This is a genomic window from Pseudoalteromonas sp. 10-33 (assembly GCF_001469195.1).
GTDB lineage: Bacteria > Pseudomonadota > Gammaproteobacteria > Enterobacterales > Alteromonadaceae > Pseudoalteromonas.
Genome location: NZ_LOFI01000012.1, coordinates 290366 through 305758, shown reverse-complemented (window position 1 = coordinate 305758; position 15393 = coordinate 290366). Strand labels below are relative to the sequence as shown.

At 38.9% G+C, this 15393-nt stretch carries 16 protein-coding genes; 5 read left to right on the top strand and 11 right to left on the bottom strand.

Annotation, left to right across the window (positions count from 1 at the left end; genetic code table 11):
- Window positions 1-84: 84 nt before the first annotated feature.
- From rplT to thrS, 4 genes are all read right to left on the bottom strand, one after another.
- Window positions 85-444: a 50S ribosomal protein L20 gene (gene rplT / locus ATS76_RS09205; protein WP_002960711.1), complete on the bottom strand. Its 360-nt coding sequence runs from the start codon at window positions 442-444 to the stop codon at window positions 85-87.
- Between the two features lie 15 nt (window positions 445-459).
- On the bottom strand, window positions 460-660 hold the full coding sequence (gene rpmI / locus ATS76_RS09200) for a 50S ribosomal protein L35 (protein ID WP_002960713.1): 201 nt from the start codon (window positions 658-660) through the stop codon (window positions 460-462).
- Between the two features lie 212 nt (window positions 661-872).
- Window positions 873-1433: a translation initiation factor IF-3 gene (gene infC / locus ATS76_RS09195; protein WP_006794470.1), complete on the bottom strand. Its 561-nt coding sequence runs from the start codon at window positions 1431-1433 to the stop codon at window positions 873-875.
- Between the two features lie 59 nt (window positions 1434-1492).
- The gene (gene thrS, locus ATS76_RS09190; RefSeq protein WP_058551888.1) at window positions 1493-3403 is read right to left on the bottom strand and encodes a threonine--tRNA ligase; all 1911 of its coding nucleotides are present in this window, start codon (window positions 3401-3403) and stop codon (window positions 1493-1495) included.
- 358 nt (window positions 3404-3761) lie between these two features.
- Here thrS and ATS76_RS09185 point away from each other — a divergent pair, with 358 nt between their 5' ends.
- Both ATS76_RS09185 and ATS76_RS09180 read left to right on the top strand, forming a co-directional pair.
- On the top strand, window positions 3762-4208 hold the full coding sequence (locus tag ATS76_RS09185; protein ID WP_006794749.1) for a DUF3010 family protein: 447 nt from the start codon (window positions 3762-3764) through the stop codon (window positions 4206-4208).
- 186 nt (window positions 4209-4394) lie between these two features.
- Complete coding sequence (locus tag ATS76_RS09180) at window positions 4395-6128, top strand: AMP-binding protein (protein ID WP_058551887.1); 1734 nt, start codon at window positions 4395-4397, stop codon at window positions 6126-6128.
- Window positions 6129-6171: 43 nt separating this feature from the next.
- Here the strand turns inward: ATS76_RS09180 and ATS76_RS09175 are convergent, their stop codons facing one another.
- From ATS76_RS09175 to ATS76_RS09150, 6 genes are all read right to left on the bottom strand, one after another.
- On the bottom strand, window positions 6172-7257 hold the full coding sequence (locus ATS76_RS09175) for a GGDEF domain-containing protein (protein ID WP_058551886.1): 1086 nt from the start codon (window positions 7255-7257) through the stop codon (window positions 6172-6174).
- A gap of 227 nt (window positions 7258-7484) precedes the next feature.
- A complete protein-coding gene (locus ATS76_RS09170) occupies window positions 7485-7946 on the bottom strand; it encodes a DUF1456 family protein (protein WP_058551885.1) in 462 nt (153 codons plus the stop codon).
- 106 nt (window positions 7947-8052) lie between these two features.
- Window positions 8053-9297 carry a lipoprotein-releasing ABC transporter permease subunit gene (locus ATS76_RS09165; RefSeq protein WP_058551884.1) on the bottom strand — a complete coding sequence of 415 codons (1245 nt, stop codon included), beginning with the start codon at window positions 9295-9297 and terminating at the stop codon, window positions 8053-8055.
- On the bottom strand, window positions 9287-9985 hold the full coding sequence (lolD, locus tag ATS76_RS09160; RefSeq protein WP_058551883.1) for a lipoprotein-releasing ABC transporter ATP-binding protein LolD: 699 nt from the start codon (window positions 9983-9985) through the stop codon (window positions 9287-9289). Before lolD ends, ATS76_RS09165 begins: the two co-directional genes overlap by 11 nt.
- Window positions 9978-11195 (bottom strand): lipoprotein-releasing ABC transporter permease subunit, encoded by a 1218-nt coding sequence (locus ATS76_RS09155; RefSeq protein ID WP_058551882.1) that lies wholly within the window; start codon window positions 11193-11195, stop codon window positions 9978-9980. Before ATS76_RS09155 ends, lolD begins: the two co-directional genes overlap by 8 nt.
- A gap of 137 nt (window positions 11196-11332) precedes the next feature.
- The gene (locus ATS76_RS09150) at window positions 11333-12205 is read right to left on the bottom strand and encodes a LysR family transcriptional regulator (protein ID WP_201023499.1); all 873 of its coding nucleotides are present in this window, start codon (window positions 12203-12205) and stop codon (window positions 11333-11335) included.
- A gap of 131 nt (window positions 12206-12336) precedes the next feature.
- On the opposite strand from ATS76_RS09150, the gene ATS76_RS09145 reads away from it, so the two are divergent.
- The gene (locus ATS76_RS09145) at window positions 12337-13458 is read left to right on the top strand and encodes an S-(hydroxymethyl)glutathione dehydrogenase/class III alcohol dehydrogenase (protein WP_058551880.1); all 1122 of its coding nucleotides are present in this window, start codon (window positions 12337-12339) and stop codon (window positions 13456-13458) included.
- 68 nt (window positions 13459-13526) lie between these two features.
- Complete coding sequence (gene fghA / locus ATS76_RS09140; RefSeq protein WP_058551879.1) at window positions 13527-14369, top strand: S-formylglutathione hydrolase; 843 nt, start codon at window positions 13527-13529, stop codon at window positions 14367-14369.
- Here the strand turns inward: fghA and ATS76_RS09135 are convergent.
- Window positions 14323-14700 (bottom strand): hypothetical protein, encoded by a 378-nt coding sequence (locus ATS76_RS09135; RefSeq protein ID WP_058551878.1) that lies wholly within the window; start codon window positions 14698-14700, stop codon window positions 14323-14325. The two genes, fghA and ATS76_RS09135, sit on opposite strands and share 47 nt — an antisense overlap.
- A 244-nt stretch (window positions 14701-14944) precedes the next feature.
- On the opposite strand from ATS76_RS09135, the gene ATS76_RS09130 reads away from it, so the two are divergent.
- Entirely contained in the window at window positions 14945-15361 is a 417-nt protein-coding gene (locus ATS76_RS09130; protein ID WP_006794759.1) for an MgtC/SapB family protein, read from the top strand.
- The last annotated feature ends 32 nt before the right edge of the window (window positions 15362-15393 follow it).

Genomic DNA, 15393 nt, shown 5'->3' with positions numbered 1-15393 from the left:
CTCTTGTATGTTGGAGGTTTGATATCAAATTTTAGGCACAAAAAAAGGAGCCAATGGGCTCCTTTTCAGTTCTTATAAAAAAGCTTAAGCGGCTAGGCCTTCTTTAGCTTTTTCTACAAGCGCTGCGAATGCAACTTGGTCGTAAACAGCGATATCTGCAAGGATCTTACGATCGATTTCTACAGACGTCTTTTTAAGACCATTGATAAAACGGCTGTAAGACAGACCATTTTGACGTGAAGCAGCATTGATACGTGCAATCCATAATTGACGGAAAGTACGTTTCTTCGCACGACGGTCACGGTAAGCGTATTGACCCGCTTTAGTAACAGCCTGGAAAGCTACGCGGTAAACACGTGAACGTGCTCCGTAGTAACCTTTTGCTTGTTTTAAAACTTTTTTGTGACGTGCACGTGCGACAACGCCGCGTTTAACTCTTGCCATTTCTAAAAACCCCTATTAAGCGAACGGTAACATACGTGAAACTAGACCATGGTCATTTTTATGAACCATCATCTTAGGACGTAGGTGTAACTTACGCTTAGAAGTTTTCTTAGTCAGAATATGACGAAGATGCGCTTGTTTACGCTTGAAACCGCCAGAAGCAGTCTTTTTGAAACGCTTAGCAGCGCCACTGTGACTTTTTAGCTTATAAGCCATTGCAATAACTCCAATTGTATTGCTTTTAAATTAGTAAGCAGGCGTGAGATATATTTCTATAGCTCCACTTTTAGGCCTAACTTACTGCCATGTTCCGGTGAAAGCCCAACATAAAATGCTGCAACTTTACTTTAAAACCGGTTAACTCAGGTGAATATTTACATATTGCTTGCAGACCTGAGCTAAATTCGGTGCGCATTATCACTTAAAAATTACTTTTTAGCAATAGGTGCCATCATCATAACCATTTGACGGCCTTCAACGCGATTTGGGAAAGACTCTACTACTGCTAAGTCTTCTAAATCGCCTTTAACGCGGTTTAATAGTTCGATACCAATTTCTTGGTGAGCCATTTCACGGCCACGGAAGCGGATGGTAATTTTAGCTTTATCGCCAGCTTCTAAGAACTTACGTAAGTTGCGAAGCTTAACCTGATAGTCACCTTCATCCGTACCAGGACGGAATTTGATTTCTTTAATCTGGATTTGCTTTTGCTTCTTCTTCTGCTCTTTCAGTTCTTTGCTTTTTTCAAAGATGAACTTACCGTAGTCCATAACCTTACAAACAGGCGGCTCAGCGTTAGGGCTAATCTCTACAAGATCAACACCCGCTGCATCAGCCATAGCTTGTGCGTCTTTTAATGACTGAATGCCAGCTTGTTCGCCGTCGATGTCGATTAAACGAACTTCTTGAGCTGTAATTTCTTCGTTAATACGATTTTTTTGAGCTGTTTGTTGCCCTTTCTTGCCGCCTCTAATGGTACGTTCCTCCAAGAATATCAATAATATAAGCGTGTAGATGGCTTTTAGTAATTGCCCTACACGCTCGATTTTTACTGTCGATTTTTAATCTCTTCGCTTATTTTAGCTACAAAATCATCGACATTAAATTTACCCAGGTCTTCACCTGTTCGCGTACGTACTGCTACTTCTTGTTGTTCAACTTCTTTATCGCCAACAACTAGTAAATAAGGTATACGCTTTAATGTATGTTCACGGATTTTAAAGCCAATCTTCTCATTTCTCAAGTCAGCAGCGGCTCTAATTCCAAGTTTATTTAATTTTTGTACAATTTCCTGCACATAAGGTGCTTGTTTATCAGTGATATTCATAATCACTACTTGCTTTGGTGCAAGCCACGTAGGGAATAAACCAGCATACTCTTCAGTCAAAATACCGATAAAGCGCTCAATTGAGCCCAAAATAGCACGATGTATCATAACAGGTGTGCGTCGTTCGTTATTTTCTGCTACATATGTAGCACCTAAACGACCCGGTAATGCAAAATCTAGTTGCACTGTACCACACTGCCACGCTCTGTCTAAACAATCGTACAAAGTAAATTCAATTTTAGGGCCATAAAACGCCCCTTCACCAGGAAGGTAATCAAATTCAATGTCGTTTGCTTTAAGTGCATCGGCTAATGCAACTTCAGCTTTGTCCCAAATTTCATCGTCGCCAATGCGTTGTTCCGGGCGAGTTGAAAGCTTAACCACAATCTTTTCAAAACCGAATGTCTCATAGGTATCATAGACCATCTTAATACACGCTGACACTTCGTCCATTACCTGCTCTTCTGTACAGAAAACGTGAGCATCATCTTGTGTAAAGCCACGTACACGCATTAGTCCGTGTAAAGCACCTGATGGCTCATTTCGGTGACAACAGCCAAACTCGGCCATACGTAATGGTAAGTCGCGGTACGATTTTAAACCTTGGTTAAAAATTTGTACGTGGCCTGGGCAGTTCATTGGTTTTATTGCGTATTCGCGCTTTTCAGATTCCGTAGTAAACATGGCGTCTGAATATTTTTCCCAGTGACCTGATTTTTCCCATAACGAACGGTCCATCATCATAGGACCTTTTACTTCTTCGTATTGGTACTCACGTAATTTTTCACGCACAAACTCTTCAAGCTCGCGGTAAATGCTCCAACCGTCGTTATGCCAAAATACCATACCTGGCGCTTCTTCTTGCCAGTGCCATAAATCTAGAGCCTTACCTATACGGCGATGATCACGTTTTTCAGCTTCTTCTAAACGCTTTAAATACGCTTTAAGTTGCTTTTTATCGCCCCACGCTGTGCCATAAATACGTTGTAGCATTTTGTTTTCAGAATCACCACGCCAGTATGCACCTGCTACTTTCATTATTTTGAAGTTTTGGCAGAATTTCATATTTGGTACATGAGGACCACGACACATGTCTACGTATTCTTCGTGATGGTATAATCCTGGGCGATCATCTTTTGCAATGTTTTCGTCCAAAATTTCAATTTTGTATGTTTCGCCACGCGCTTCAAACGTATCGCGAGCTTCTTGCCAGCTTACTGTTTTTTTCACTACGTCGTAGTTTGTTTTTGCAAGTTGTATCATACGCTTTTCAATAGCATCTAAGTCATCTTGTGACAAAGAATGTTCCATATCGATATCGTAGTAAAAACCGTTATCAATAGTTGGACCAATCGCCATTTTAGCGTCTGGGAAAAGTTGCTTAACTGCATGTCCAATCAAGTGAGCACAAGAGTGGCGAATAATTTCTAGGCCGTCGTCATCTTTAACAGTAATGATTTCAAGGCGAGAATCTTCACTAATTAGGTCACACGCATCAACACGATCACCATTAACACGACCTGCTATGGTTGCCTTAGCAAGACCAGGGCCAATATCATTTGCTACATCAAGAGTACTTACAGGGTTTTCGAAACTACGCTGACTGCCGTCAGGAAGAGTAATAACTGGCATTATAAATCCTTACATACAGTGGTGACACCTACAATGTATCACGTGTATTTTTAAATAAAATTAAATGAAAATGACTCGACAACGCTCTTACGAATAAGCATTGACTATTTTTCGCCAAACAGGCTGATGTAGATGCTGAGTCTGCTCAACTACAAAAATATATTGTCGCGTGAGCGAGAAACAATTACAAGTTTAAAGGCTCTGTTAAAGGTGTTATTTTACTTAAGTTTGTAAATTTAGATAAAAACAATAACAATTTTTGGAAATGCGTAATAAAATTTCGTCTTATTGCTTATTCTCGCAATTTAATAGATGTTGCGTATAATACACAACAATTAAGTTTTATTAGAGAACAGCAATGAGAACATGTGGTGTAGAAATTACCGGTAGTGACGTACTACTTTGTATTTTAAGTAAAGATAACGACGTTTTTGACATTCGCGATGTGCGCCAAACACGTTTTACCTTAGGTAATGGTAACGACACTGAAATAATGCGCAAATTCCAATTTGATTTTGCAAAACTAATGCAAGATTACCAAATTGACTCTGTGGCTATTCGCGAACGCCAACCTAAAGGTAAATTTGCAGGCAGCGCTAAAGGTTTCAAAATGGAAACCGCTATTCAGTTAATTGAAAACCTAGATGTTCGCGTGTTCTCAACAACTGAAATTAAAGAACAAGTGAAACGTAACCCTATCCCCATTGCGTTTGAAGAAACCGGCCTTAAAAAATATCAAGAAAATGCGTTTGTTAATGCCTACGTATACATAATGAAAAAAACGTACCGAAGCGACGAAATGTAACTTAATCATTCAAAAATCTTAAAAATAAAAACGCGCCTAAATGGCGTGTTTTTTTATTGCTACTATTTTAGTGGATATATCTTCATTTATAATACATTAGTCTAAGTACCCTTCTTTTTGTCGACAATGTGTGTTTATTTAGTTCCTAGTTTATGTAATTCACACACATCGACACGGAGATAACACATGCATACAAACCACAAAACGGTTAGAGAAATAGAATTAATAAATTCATTACCGCTGTCACAAAGCTATTTTAAAGGCTCACAAAATACACCTTTAACCAATAAAACCATTGGGGCCTACTTTGATTTTATTGTCGACAAAAACCCTAATTCGCTCGCGGTAGTAGTCAATCATCAAAACATCCGTTTAACCTATAGAGAGTTTCAAAAAGAAGTAAATCAACTCGCGATGGGGCTATTAGCCATAGGTGTTAAACCAGGTGAACGGGTAGGAATTTGGTCACCGAATAACATTCAGTGGTGCCTAACTCAAATTGCTACCGCAAAAATTGGTGCCATTATGGTATGTATAAACCCTGCATATCGCCCGAGCGAACTGACTTATGCGCTAAATAGCGTAGAATGTTCCACTTTAATTACTGCAAACAGTTTTAAAGGCAGTAATTATATAGAGATGCTAACTAGTTTAGCGCCAGATCTTAACCAATCCGACCCAGGTAAGCTTGAGTCAAAAGTACTACCGAGCCTTAAAAACGTTATTAGTATTGGTAATGATCCCATCCCTGGTATGTTTTCGTTTTCACATATTATGCAGTTAGCTACACCCGCCCATCAGCTCGAATTACACGCTGTAGCGGCTAATTTAAACGCCGATCAGGACATAAATATACAATTTACATCAGGCACAACGGGCAACCCCAAAGGCGCTACACTGACTCATAAAAATATTTTAAATAATGCGCTTTTTGTTGCCGACTCTATGCGGTTTACACATAAAGACAAACTCTGCATTCCTGTTCCTCTTTATCATTGCTTTGGTATGGTTTTGGGGAGCCTCTTGTGTATTACCAAAGGTGCTGCAGCTATTTATCCTAGTGATGCATTTGATGCAAAAACAACACTTGATGTAGTTGAACAAGAAGGCTGTACAGCACTACACGGTGTTCCCACTATGTTTATTAGCCAACTTGAGCTCAGTAGTTTTAATAAATATGACTTAAGGTCACTTAGAACCGGGGTTATGGCAGGCTCTACTTGTCCTGAACAAGTCATGCGTAAAGTTCAAACCCAAATGAATATGCATCAGGTTTTAATTGCCTATGGGCAAACTGAATGTAGCCCTATAAATAATATTACTGAAACTGACTCATCAATAGATCGCCAAGTAACCACTGTTGGGCGCGCCCTTGCTCATACTGAGGTTAAAATTATTGATGAACTGGGCAATATTCAAAAAATAGGTTTACCTGGTGAAGTATGTTCAAAAGGTGCAGGCATAATGCGCTGCTATTGGAATGACGAAGAAAAAACAAAAGCCACAATAGATAGTGACGGCTGGCTTCATTCAGGCGATTTAGGTGTTATGGATAGCGAAGGGTTTGTAAGTATTGTTGGGCGAATTAAAGACATGATTATTCGTGGTGGTGAAAACGTTTACCCTCGAGAAATTGAGGAGGTGCTTTATACATACCCCGGCGTACAAGACGCCGCTGTATTTGGTATTAGCGATGAAAAATACGGTGAAGAAGTGTGTGCGTGGATTCAGCCAAAAGAAAATACAACACTCGATGAACAGGCAATTCGTGCATTTTTAAAAGACAAGTTAGCCTACTTCAAAATGCCTCGGTATATTCGTTTTGTAGAGATCTACCCAATGACAGTCACAGGCAAACTACAAAAATTTAAAATGCGCGAGCAAATGCACGAAATTTTATTAGGTAAATCATTTTCATAACATATACTTGCCCAACACCACGAAATACAGATGTTGGGCAACGCTATGATATATAATCTTTAATTACTTTATTCTTCCCTGTATTTTTTGCTGCGTACATCGCTTTGTCGGCAGATGCTAGTAATACTTTCATATCCGGACGAAGGGAGCAAAAATCAGCTACAACCACGCCAGCAGAAACTGTTATACGTTTAAATGTTGAGTATTCGTGGCTTATCGGACTTGAGGCAAAGCGAATAGGTAAGTCGTCAAGCCAGTCTAAGTTATTTTGGTCTAAAATTTTAACTAAAATGAACTCTTCGCCGCCAAACCTGACAACGATATCTGCCTTGCAATTTCGCAACCTGCTTGCAACATCAATGAGTATTTTATCTCCATCTAAATGACCGTAATTATCGTTGTATTTTTTAAAATCATCGATGTCGATCATAGCAAGCGCTAGCGATTGCGATGGCTTAATTTGATTCATTAAGCGTTTACATTCTGAGTCAAAACTGTGTCTATTATGCAACCCTGTTAGCTGATCTATATTCGCTTTTTGTGTTTCTGATAGCTCTGCTTCATATTGTTTACGTAAAAGTATATCAAGTTGATATTGAATACACGCCATCACAATTACAATACTAATGTAAAAGTAAAGACTCCATATTATTGGCGTGGATGAAAACAAATGAACACTTAAAAGGCTTAGCCCCGTAATTGTCCATAGAATAAGTTTATGGCCTAAATGAAGCATGGGTATTGCAGAAAGGGAAGCCACTACAAGCATAGGCCCTCCCTCGTTTAAATAACCATACAACCCAACAAAGGACCAAAATAAATACCCAAATAAAACACAAAATAAAATGCCATAAGCAAAGCAACGATAATGTAAGTATTTTGCCTTTAATTTATTGTTTATATAAACCAATACAAACGACAAACAAACCATCGAAAGCCTAAGAATATTAATAACAGAGGATGTAGATTGTTCATCATTCAACCACGAAAGAATAACCAAAATCGTTAAAAATAAAGCAGCTAAATACAAGGTTATATTAGCAAAGTGAACGGTGCTTTTATTAAGTTGATGCTGGAAGTCTTTTTCTTTGTCAGGCGGAAAATAAAATGTTGCGGGTATTAATTGCATTTTAAATTCCTTTTATACTTTCGTTGGCTTGAAATAATGTGCTTAAAAGCCGCTATTTTTGTATTTATGTGATGGTTGCTTTTTAAGCCATTTAAATTGATCTAATAAAGTTTGCCTTTAAATATTATCGCTATGTTTGATTAATTACAATTTTAGTAAACACTCAAAGATGACTGTCTGAAAACGTTGTTTATTACAACGTTTTTGGACTAAATATTTATTAGTAATTACTCAGGGCGGTATTGCTGCTGAACGCCTGTTAAGAATAAACGCAGTATTTGATCGTTACACACTCGGTAATGCTTGTTGTCTACTTTACGAGAAAACGCACTTAATTCGTGTTTGCTTAAATCAAAATCAACCAATGCAAGCGTGGCTATTACATCCTCTGCCTTCATGTTTAAAGCAATGCGTAACTTCATAAAGATAATATTATTATTTAACTTACTCTCTGGTATTGGTTGTTCGCCGTCACGCTTACCACGTTTAGTGTTGATAAAACCGTTTAAAAACGATGCAAACTCAGTGTCTGAAATTTCAACAAAGCCTTGCTCGCCCTCTTTTATTAACCATGCAATGACTTGATCTGTAGTTACTGTGGCCTCTGCTGCAGCAAAAATATCAACCATGGCAGTATCTGTTAAATTAAAAGTGTAGCGAAGGCGGCGTAAAATATCGTTATTTGTCAAAATAATTTCCTGAGTAAGGGATTGTAAAGCTAAGCAATAGCGCTCAACATTATATAAACGCGTAGTTTAGCAGCTTTACAAACCCGACCCTATTATTTTAATGAGGTTAATTACCAAGCACCTTTGCGGGATCGACTCGTGTAGCTTGCCAGGCAGGGTAAATAGTCGCAAAAACTGCGAGTATAAAGGTCGCTATTACTGTAATTCCTATGTCCTCGAGTACAAGTTTACTAGGTAAAAACTCAATAAAGTAAACGCCCTCAAGAGGATTAGCACCCATTAACTGGCTTAGCCAAGCAAATAATTCACTTATATTTAATGCCAATACAACACCTATGAAAGTACCGAGCAATACCCCTACAAATGCTTGCGTTAATCCTTGCATTACGAAGGTGGCTAAAATAGTGCTGTCTTTCGCGCCCATGGTTTTTAAAATGGCGATATTGCCTTCTTTTTCACGCACTTCCATGACTAGCGACGACACAATATTAAAACTCGCAACAGCAATTATTAAAAACACAACAATATACACAATGGTACGAACCATTTGTATATCTTGGTATAAGCTGCCTTGTGTTCTAAACCAACTAGAGATATACACATAATCGCTAATGGTTTGCCCTACATTAAGCGCTATCTGGTGCGCCGAGAACACGTCATCAACACTTAATCTTAAACCTGTCACTTGGGTTTCGTCGTAGCCAAGTGTTTGCTGTGCTTTTGTCAAATGTATAAACGCGGCCGTGCTATCAATGGGGCCACCCATTTCAATAACACCTGCAAGGCTCAACGTAACGCGTTTAGGTGCTAATAACTGACCTCCCGTTTGCCCAACTTGAGGTATTAGCAAAGTGATATTATCACCCACTTCTGCATTAAGTTGCTTTACTATTTGTTGGCCTAAAATAACCTCTTCAGTGGATAGTTGGCTCACCAACTTGCCTGTTACAAACTGATTCACTGCAGAAACCTTACCCTCATACAAAGGACTAACACCCCGTATTTCAACCGCTTTTAATTGGCTTTTATACTGTGCCATACCATTAACCGCTATAAATGGAGCAGCCCCAGTGACATGCGGCTGACTTTCTAAATTAGCTATTTTTTGTTGCCAGTTAGCAATAGGACGGCTTGGCGCTACATATTCAACCTGTGGTACTACGCTTAATAAACGATGGACTAATTGTTGCTCAAAGCCATTAATTACTGAAAGTGCGACAATTAATACAGCTACTCCCAATAAAATACCGACAGTAGAAGCCTTAGCAATAAAACTAACAAACCCGTTTTTTTCGTCTTTATGGCCAGAGTATGCTCTAAACCGTTTACTTAAAAATGCACTAAGCAACATGGCTAGACTCATTTACTGCTAATTTACCATCATCTAAATACGCTATTTTTCCTAGTTTATCAGCAAGTTCTAAATCATGTGTAACCACTACAAAACTGGTGTTTAAACTTTGGTTTAACTCGTTTATTAAATCATAAATTTTAATTGCGTTTTGCTTGTCTAAATTACCGGTTGGCTCATCAGCAAGAACCAACGCAGGTTTGGTTACCAAAGCACGGGCAATGGCAACACGTTGGCGCTCTCCTCCTGAAAGTGCTGAAGGTTTATGCGCACTTCTATGCGCAAGGCCAACTTTTTCGAGCATGTCGAGCGCCTGTAATTTGGCTTCTTTTGCAGTTAAACCTTTTATTAATAGTGGCATTGCTACATTTTCAACAGCACTAAACTCCATCAATAAATGGTGAAACTGATAAATGAAACCTAAATTTTGGTTTCTAAAAGCCGCTTGTTCAGTACGAGATAACTTAGCAACTTCTTGATTTTTAATTTTAGCAATACCTGCAGTGGCAGTATCAAGCGTACCGAGTATATGCAAAAGAGTACTTTTACCAGAACCAGAACTACCTACAATAGCGAGCATTTCACCTTGTTGAAGTGATAAGTCAACGCCTTTTAACACTTCTACTTGGTTATTACCATCTTGGTATACTTTGCTTAAATTTTCACAACTAATTACTAAATCATTCATAACGCAACACCTCTGCTGGTTTAACTTTTGCGGCTTTGCGCGCAGGATATAAGGTAGCTAAAAAGCTCATAGCAATACTGGCAAACGCAATTATTACTAAACTAATCACATCAAATTTCACAGGTAATTCAATGCCAGCAAGTAGATTCAAGCCAACTAACTCAAGTAGTTCATTAATGTATAAACTCAGTAGTACACCCACAAAAGCCCCAATTAATGTGCCAATAACTCCGTTATAAAGCCCTTGAACCATAAATACTTTTTGCACTTGCGATGGGGTAAGGCCAAGGGTTTGCAGTATCGCAACTTCACCTTGTTTTTCACTCACCATCATTGTTAAGGCTGATACAATATTAAATACAGCCACCAGCACAATAAGTGCAAGTAACATAGACATGATCCGCTTTTCCATTGCTACTGCGGCAAATAAAGTACCTTGGCTGCTTCGCCAGTCTGAATAGTTGTAACCCCTTAAAATAAGTTGGCTCGCGTCTGTAAATTCATCCAATTCAAAGGGTTCATAAAGTGACACGCTTAAATTTGGGGCAACATTTTTATTTAACTTTAAAACACGCTGAAGCGACGTCCCACTTGTAAAGGCAAGTGCCATATCTATTTCAGAGCCTGTTTCGTATATTGCTGCAACTTTAAATAAACGCTGACTAGGCACACGGCCCAAAGGAGTATAAGTAGATGCATTTGGCATGATCACACGGAGTTTATCACCTAAACCAATGCCCAGTTTTCGACTTAAATAACGACTTATAGCAATGTTATAGTTTGTATTTAGTACTGTTTGCCAATTACCTTGCACTATTTTGTCAGTCACTTTGTATAACGCACCGTTATTGTCATATAAGCCTTGCAGCAATACGCCGTGAAGATCTTTATTGGTTTGTAAAATAGCTTCGCCATGGCGATATAAATTAACGTGTTCTACGTAAGGAGATTTAGCTAAATTTGATTTAAGAGCCGACATTTCATCTGGTTTATGGTTTCCAGATTCAACTTCAATATGAGGAATGAGACCTAACATATTGGTTTTTAAACTGTGCTCAAAGCCGTTCATTACACTGCTTACAGTAAATAAAGCCATTAAACCAATAGCAATACCGGCAATAGAAAAAAACGAAATAAACGATATAAACGCGTTCCCTTTAGAGGAGCGGCTGTATCTAAGTCCTATAAATAAGCTAACCGGTTGAAACATATTATTTAAAACATTTATGCTAAAAGTGTAGGGTTATAGTAGCACGAAGTTAGCGCGATTGAATATGACCATAAATGTAAGAAATAATTTATAAATCTGAGACTTGGCTGATTTTTCAGCAATCTATTTAGCACAATTTACGCTTTAAGACCCGCAACTAAATAGTCTAGTAATACACGTACATTAGTGGCTACAAACTGACGCGGCGGGTAAACACCCCACACACCCTCTTGCTTAGGTTGGTATGACGTTAAAATAGGCACAAGCTCACCACTGTTAACCTCGTTCCCTATGTAGTAGTCAGGCAGCTGTACAATACCTAAGCCTTTTTTAGCACCATCAACAAGTGCCCAGCCACTATTACACTGAAGCCTACCAGCAATTTTAATGTGTTTTTCACGCTCATTTTCGTTTACACGCCAATAGCTACTGTTACCAATTAAACACTGGTGGCTATTTAATTCTCCTAATGTATGAGGCTCACCAAAGCGCCTTAAATATGAAGGCGATGCACACATTATAAAGCGCCGAGCACTTAACCTTCGTGCTTTTAAGCTTGAATCTTTTAAATGCCCTAATCGTATTGCTAAATCAAACCCTCCATCTAATAAATCTTCTTGTTCGTTACTTAGGGTGGCAATAACTTCTACTTCGGGGTGATCGTGCATAAAATTGTGCACAATAGGCATAATAAATGTCTCCCCATACATGACAGGGGCCGTTAACTTAATTTTTCCTTTAGGCGTAGTTTGATGTGTTGCAAGGCCTTGCGTAGCATCGTCCATTGCATGCTGTAAGTGCTTTATTTGATGTAAAAAAATCTCACCTTCTTTGGTAAGAACCACTTTGCGGGTAGTACGCGTTAAAAGTTGGGTATTTAAACGCTGCTCAAGGGCCGTTACATGGCGGCTAATATGTGCAACTGAGAGTCCTAGCGTTTTTGCCGCAGCAGTAAAGCTCCCTTCCTCACCAACAGCTATAAATTCGTCAATCCCGTCCCAACGCGCCATTATTACCGTACTGTAAAAGTGTTTTAATAAATAAGAGATTATCATTATATGAGAAACAAATACAATAGCCCCATCACCCAAACAAATTGGGTCTACAATTGATAATTAATAACACTACTAAGGATAAACACATGTCTGAATTTATTAAATCAAAAGCGGCGATTGCTTGGGGCCCAAACCAACCTTTAAGCGTTGAAGAAGTTGATGTGATGATGCCTAAAAAAGGCGAAGTAATGGTAAAAATTACTGCTACTGGTGTGTGTCATACCGATGCATTTACGTTATCGGGTGAAGATCCTGAAGGTATATTTCCAGCTATTTTAGGTCACGAAGGCGCAGGCGTTGTATACGCAGTTGGCGAAGGCGTAACGAGTGTAGAAGTGGGCGATCATGTTATTCCACTTTATACCGCCGAATGTGGTGAGTGTAAAATGTGTACATCTGGCAAAACTAATCTGTGCTCAGCAGTACGCGAAACACAGGGTAAAGGCTTAATGCCAGACGGCACAACTCGCTTTTTTAAAGATGGCCAACCAATTTATCACTACATGGGTACGTCTACGTTTTCTGAGTACACAGTCCTTCCAGAAATCTCATTAGCCAAAGTAAACAAAGAAGCTTCTTTAGAAGAAATTTGTTTATTAGGGTGTGGTGTAACAACCGGAATGGGTGCGGTAACTAACACAGCCAAAGTTAAAGAAGGCGATACCGTTGCTATATTTGGCCTGGGTGGTATTGGTTTATCTGCAATTATTGGTGCAAAAATGGCAGGCGCGAGTCGTATTATTGGTGTAGACATTAACACCAGTAAATTTGACCTTGCCACTAAACTTGGCGCCACTGATTTAATAAACCCTAAAGATTTCGACAAGCCAATTCAAGAAGTAATTGTTGAAATGACTGACGGTGGTGTTGACTACTCGTTTGAATGTATTGGTAATGTTGATGTAATGCGCTCTGCACTTGAGTGTTGTCATAAAGGTTGGGGTGAATCTGTAATTATTGGTGTAGCCGGTGCTGGCCAAGAAATTTCTACCCGTCCTTTCCAACTTGTTACTGGCCGAGTATGGCGTGGTAGCGCATTTGGTGGTGTTAAAGGCCGCTCGCAACTTCCTGAAATTGTTGAGCGCTACATGGCGGGTGAATTTGCGTTAAACGACTTTATTACTCATACAATGAGCCTTGAGGAAATTAACGACGCGTTTGACCTAATGCACGAAGGTAAAAGTATTCGTACCGTAATTCATTACTAATAAGCACTTAGTAAACGACTTAATAAAAAGCCGTAAAACCAAAAAGTTTACGGCTTTTAAGGATTATTATGTTAGAGAATATATCAAGTACAAAAGTAGCCGGTGGTTGGCATAAGCAATATACCCATGCTGCAACAAGTACCCATTGCACTATGCGCTTTGCAGTATTTTTACCACCTGATGCAAGTGAAAAAAACAAAGTCCCTGTGCTTTATTGGCTATCGGGTTTAACCTGCACCGACGAAAATTTTATGCAAAAAGCAGGCGCGTTTAAAAAAGCCGCCGAGCTGGGTTTTGCAATAGTGGCACCCGATACGAGTCCGCGTGGCGATAATGTACCCAATGATGATAACTACGACTTTGGGCAAGGTGCTGGCTTTTATGTTAATGCAACGCAAGCGCCTTACAACACACATTTCAATATGTACGACTACGTGGTTAGTGAGCTACCTGCGCTTATTGAACAGCATTTCCCAGTAACCAGCACAAAAGCCATTAGTGGTCATTCTATGGGTGGGCACGGTGCTTTAATGGTTGCACTTAAAAACCCACAAGCCTATGTAAGTGCCTCTGCGTTTAGCCCAATCGTTAACCCAACAAATTGCCCATGGGGCACAAAAGCATTTACTGGTTATTTAGGTGACAATAAATCACTTTGGGCGCAATACGATACCTGCGAGCTTATGAAACTAGCAAAGCAAGCGGATTACCTACCTATGCTGGTATCGCAGGGTGATGCCGATGGTTTTTTAGAAGAGCAACTCAAACCACAAAACCTAGTTGTAGTTGCTCACGATAAGAGTTACCCGTTAACGCTTGAAATGCAAGAAGGTTACGACCATAGTTACTTTTTCATCAGTAGCTTTATTGACCAACACTTATTATTTCATAGTCAGTTTTTAACTGCGTAGCCTCGTTAGTGTGTAGTTCTTGATTCTCTAGTTCTACGCACTCTTTTAAACTTTTACCTACCTTTCTACACACTTTGCGCTGTTGATTATTCTCCACACTGACAAAGTCGACTAATGCAGAATCAATTTTTAAACCTAATTTTGTAAAAGAAAACCCTTCTCTATCTTTTGCAATGGGTTTAAAGGGATCTTTGTAAGGATCTGAACGAGCAATGCTATTCATATTTTGATTTAATTTTTCGTTATTTTGAGCATGCCCATCTATTAAAACTCCTGCCACCGTACAACCACTTAAAAACACATTTATTAAAATAGTTACTAATAATTTCATTATCCCCTCCTCTAAAATATTTATAAATACTAAACGATTATAAAATTAAGACTGTAAAAAGTTGTAAAACCAATTTAGATACACCTATAAACACATGAAGTAAAAGTGATAAACCAATGTGTACATTTTACTAAATATGCTTTCAACTAACCTGCCGTAAAAAGCAACGCATTGATTTTTAATGTTTTTATATTTGGCGCAGCACTTGCTTTTGTAACTTAAGTTTATTTAATCGAGAATAGCAATGGAATTTGATTTACAGTGGAACGAAATCTTAGATAACTTAATTCACTTAGGCATTGCCTACGCTCTCGCATTACCAATGGCATACGACAGAGAGCGCAGTAAAGATGGGGCTGGGCTAAGAACATTTCCTTTAGTAGCGGTTGCATCGTGCGGGTACGCACTTATAGCTATGTCGGTGTTAGACTCATCTGAAGCACAATCTAAAATGCTACAAGGAATTATAACCGGCATCGGATTTATTGGTGGTGGCGCAATTTTGAAAAATAACCAGTCAACATCAGGTACTGCAACCGCAGCGAGCATATGGAACATGGGTTTAATTGGTATTGCTGTGGCAAATAACCGATATGAGGTAGCCATTTTGCTGGCTATTATTAACTTTATAACGCTCAGGTATGTAAAAAAATTAAAGTAATATAGCTTAAGCATAAAAACCCCATTTATTGG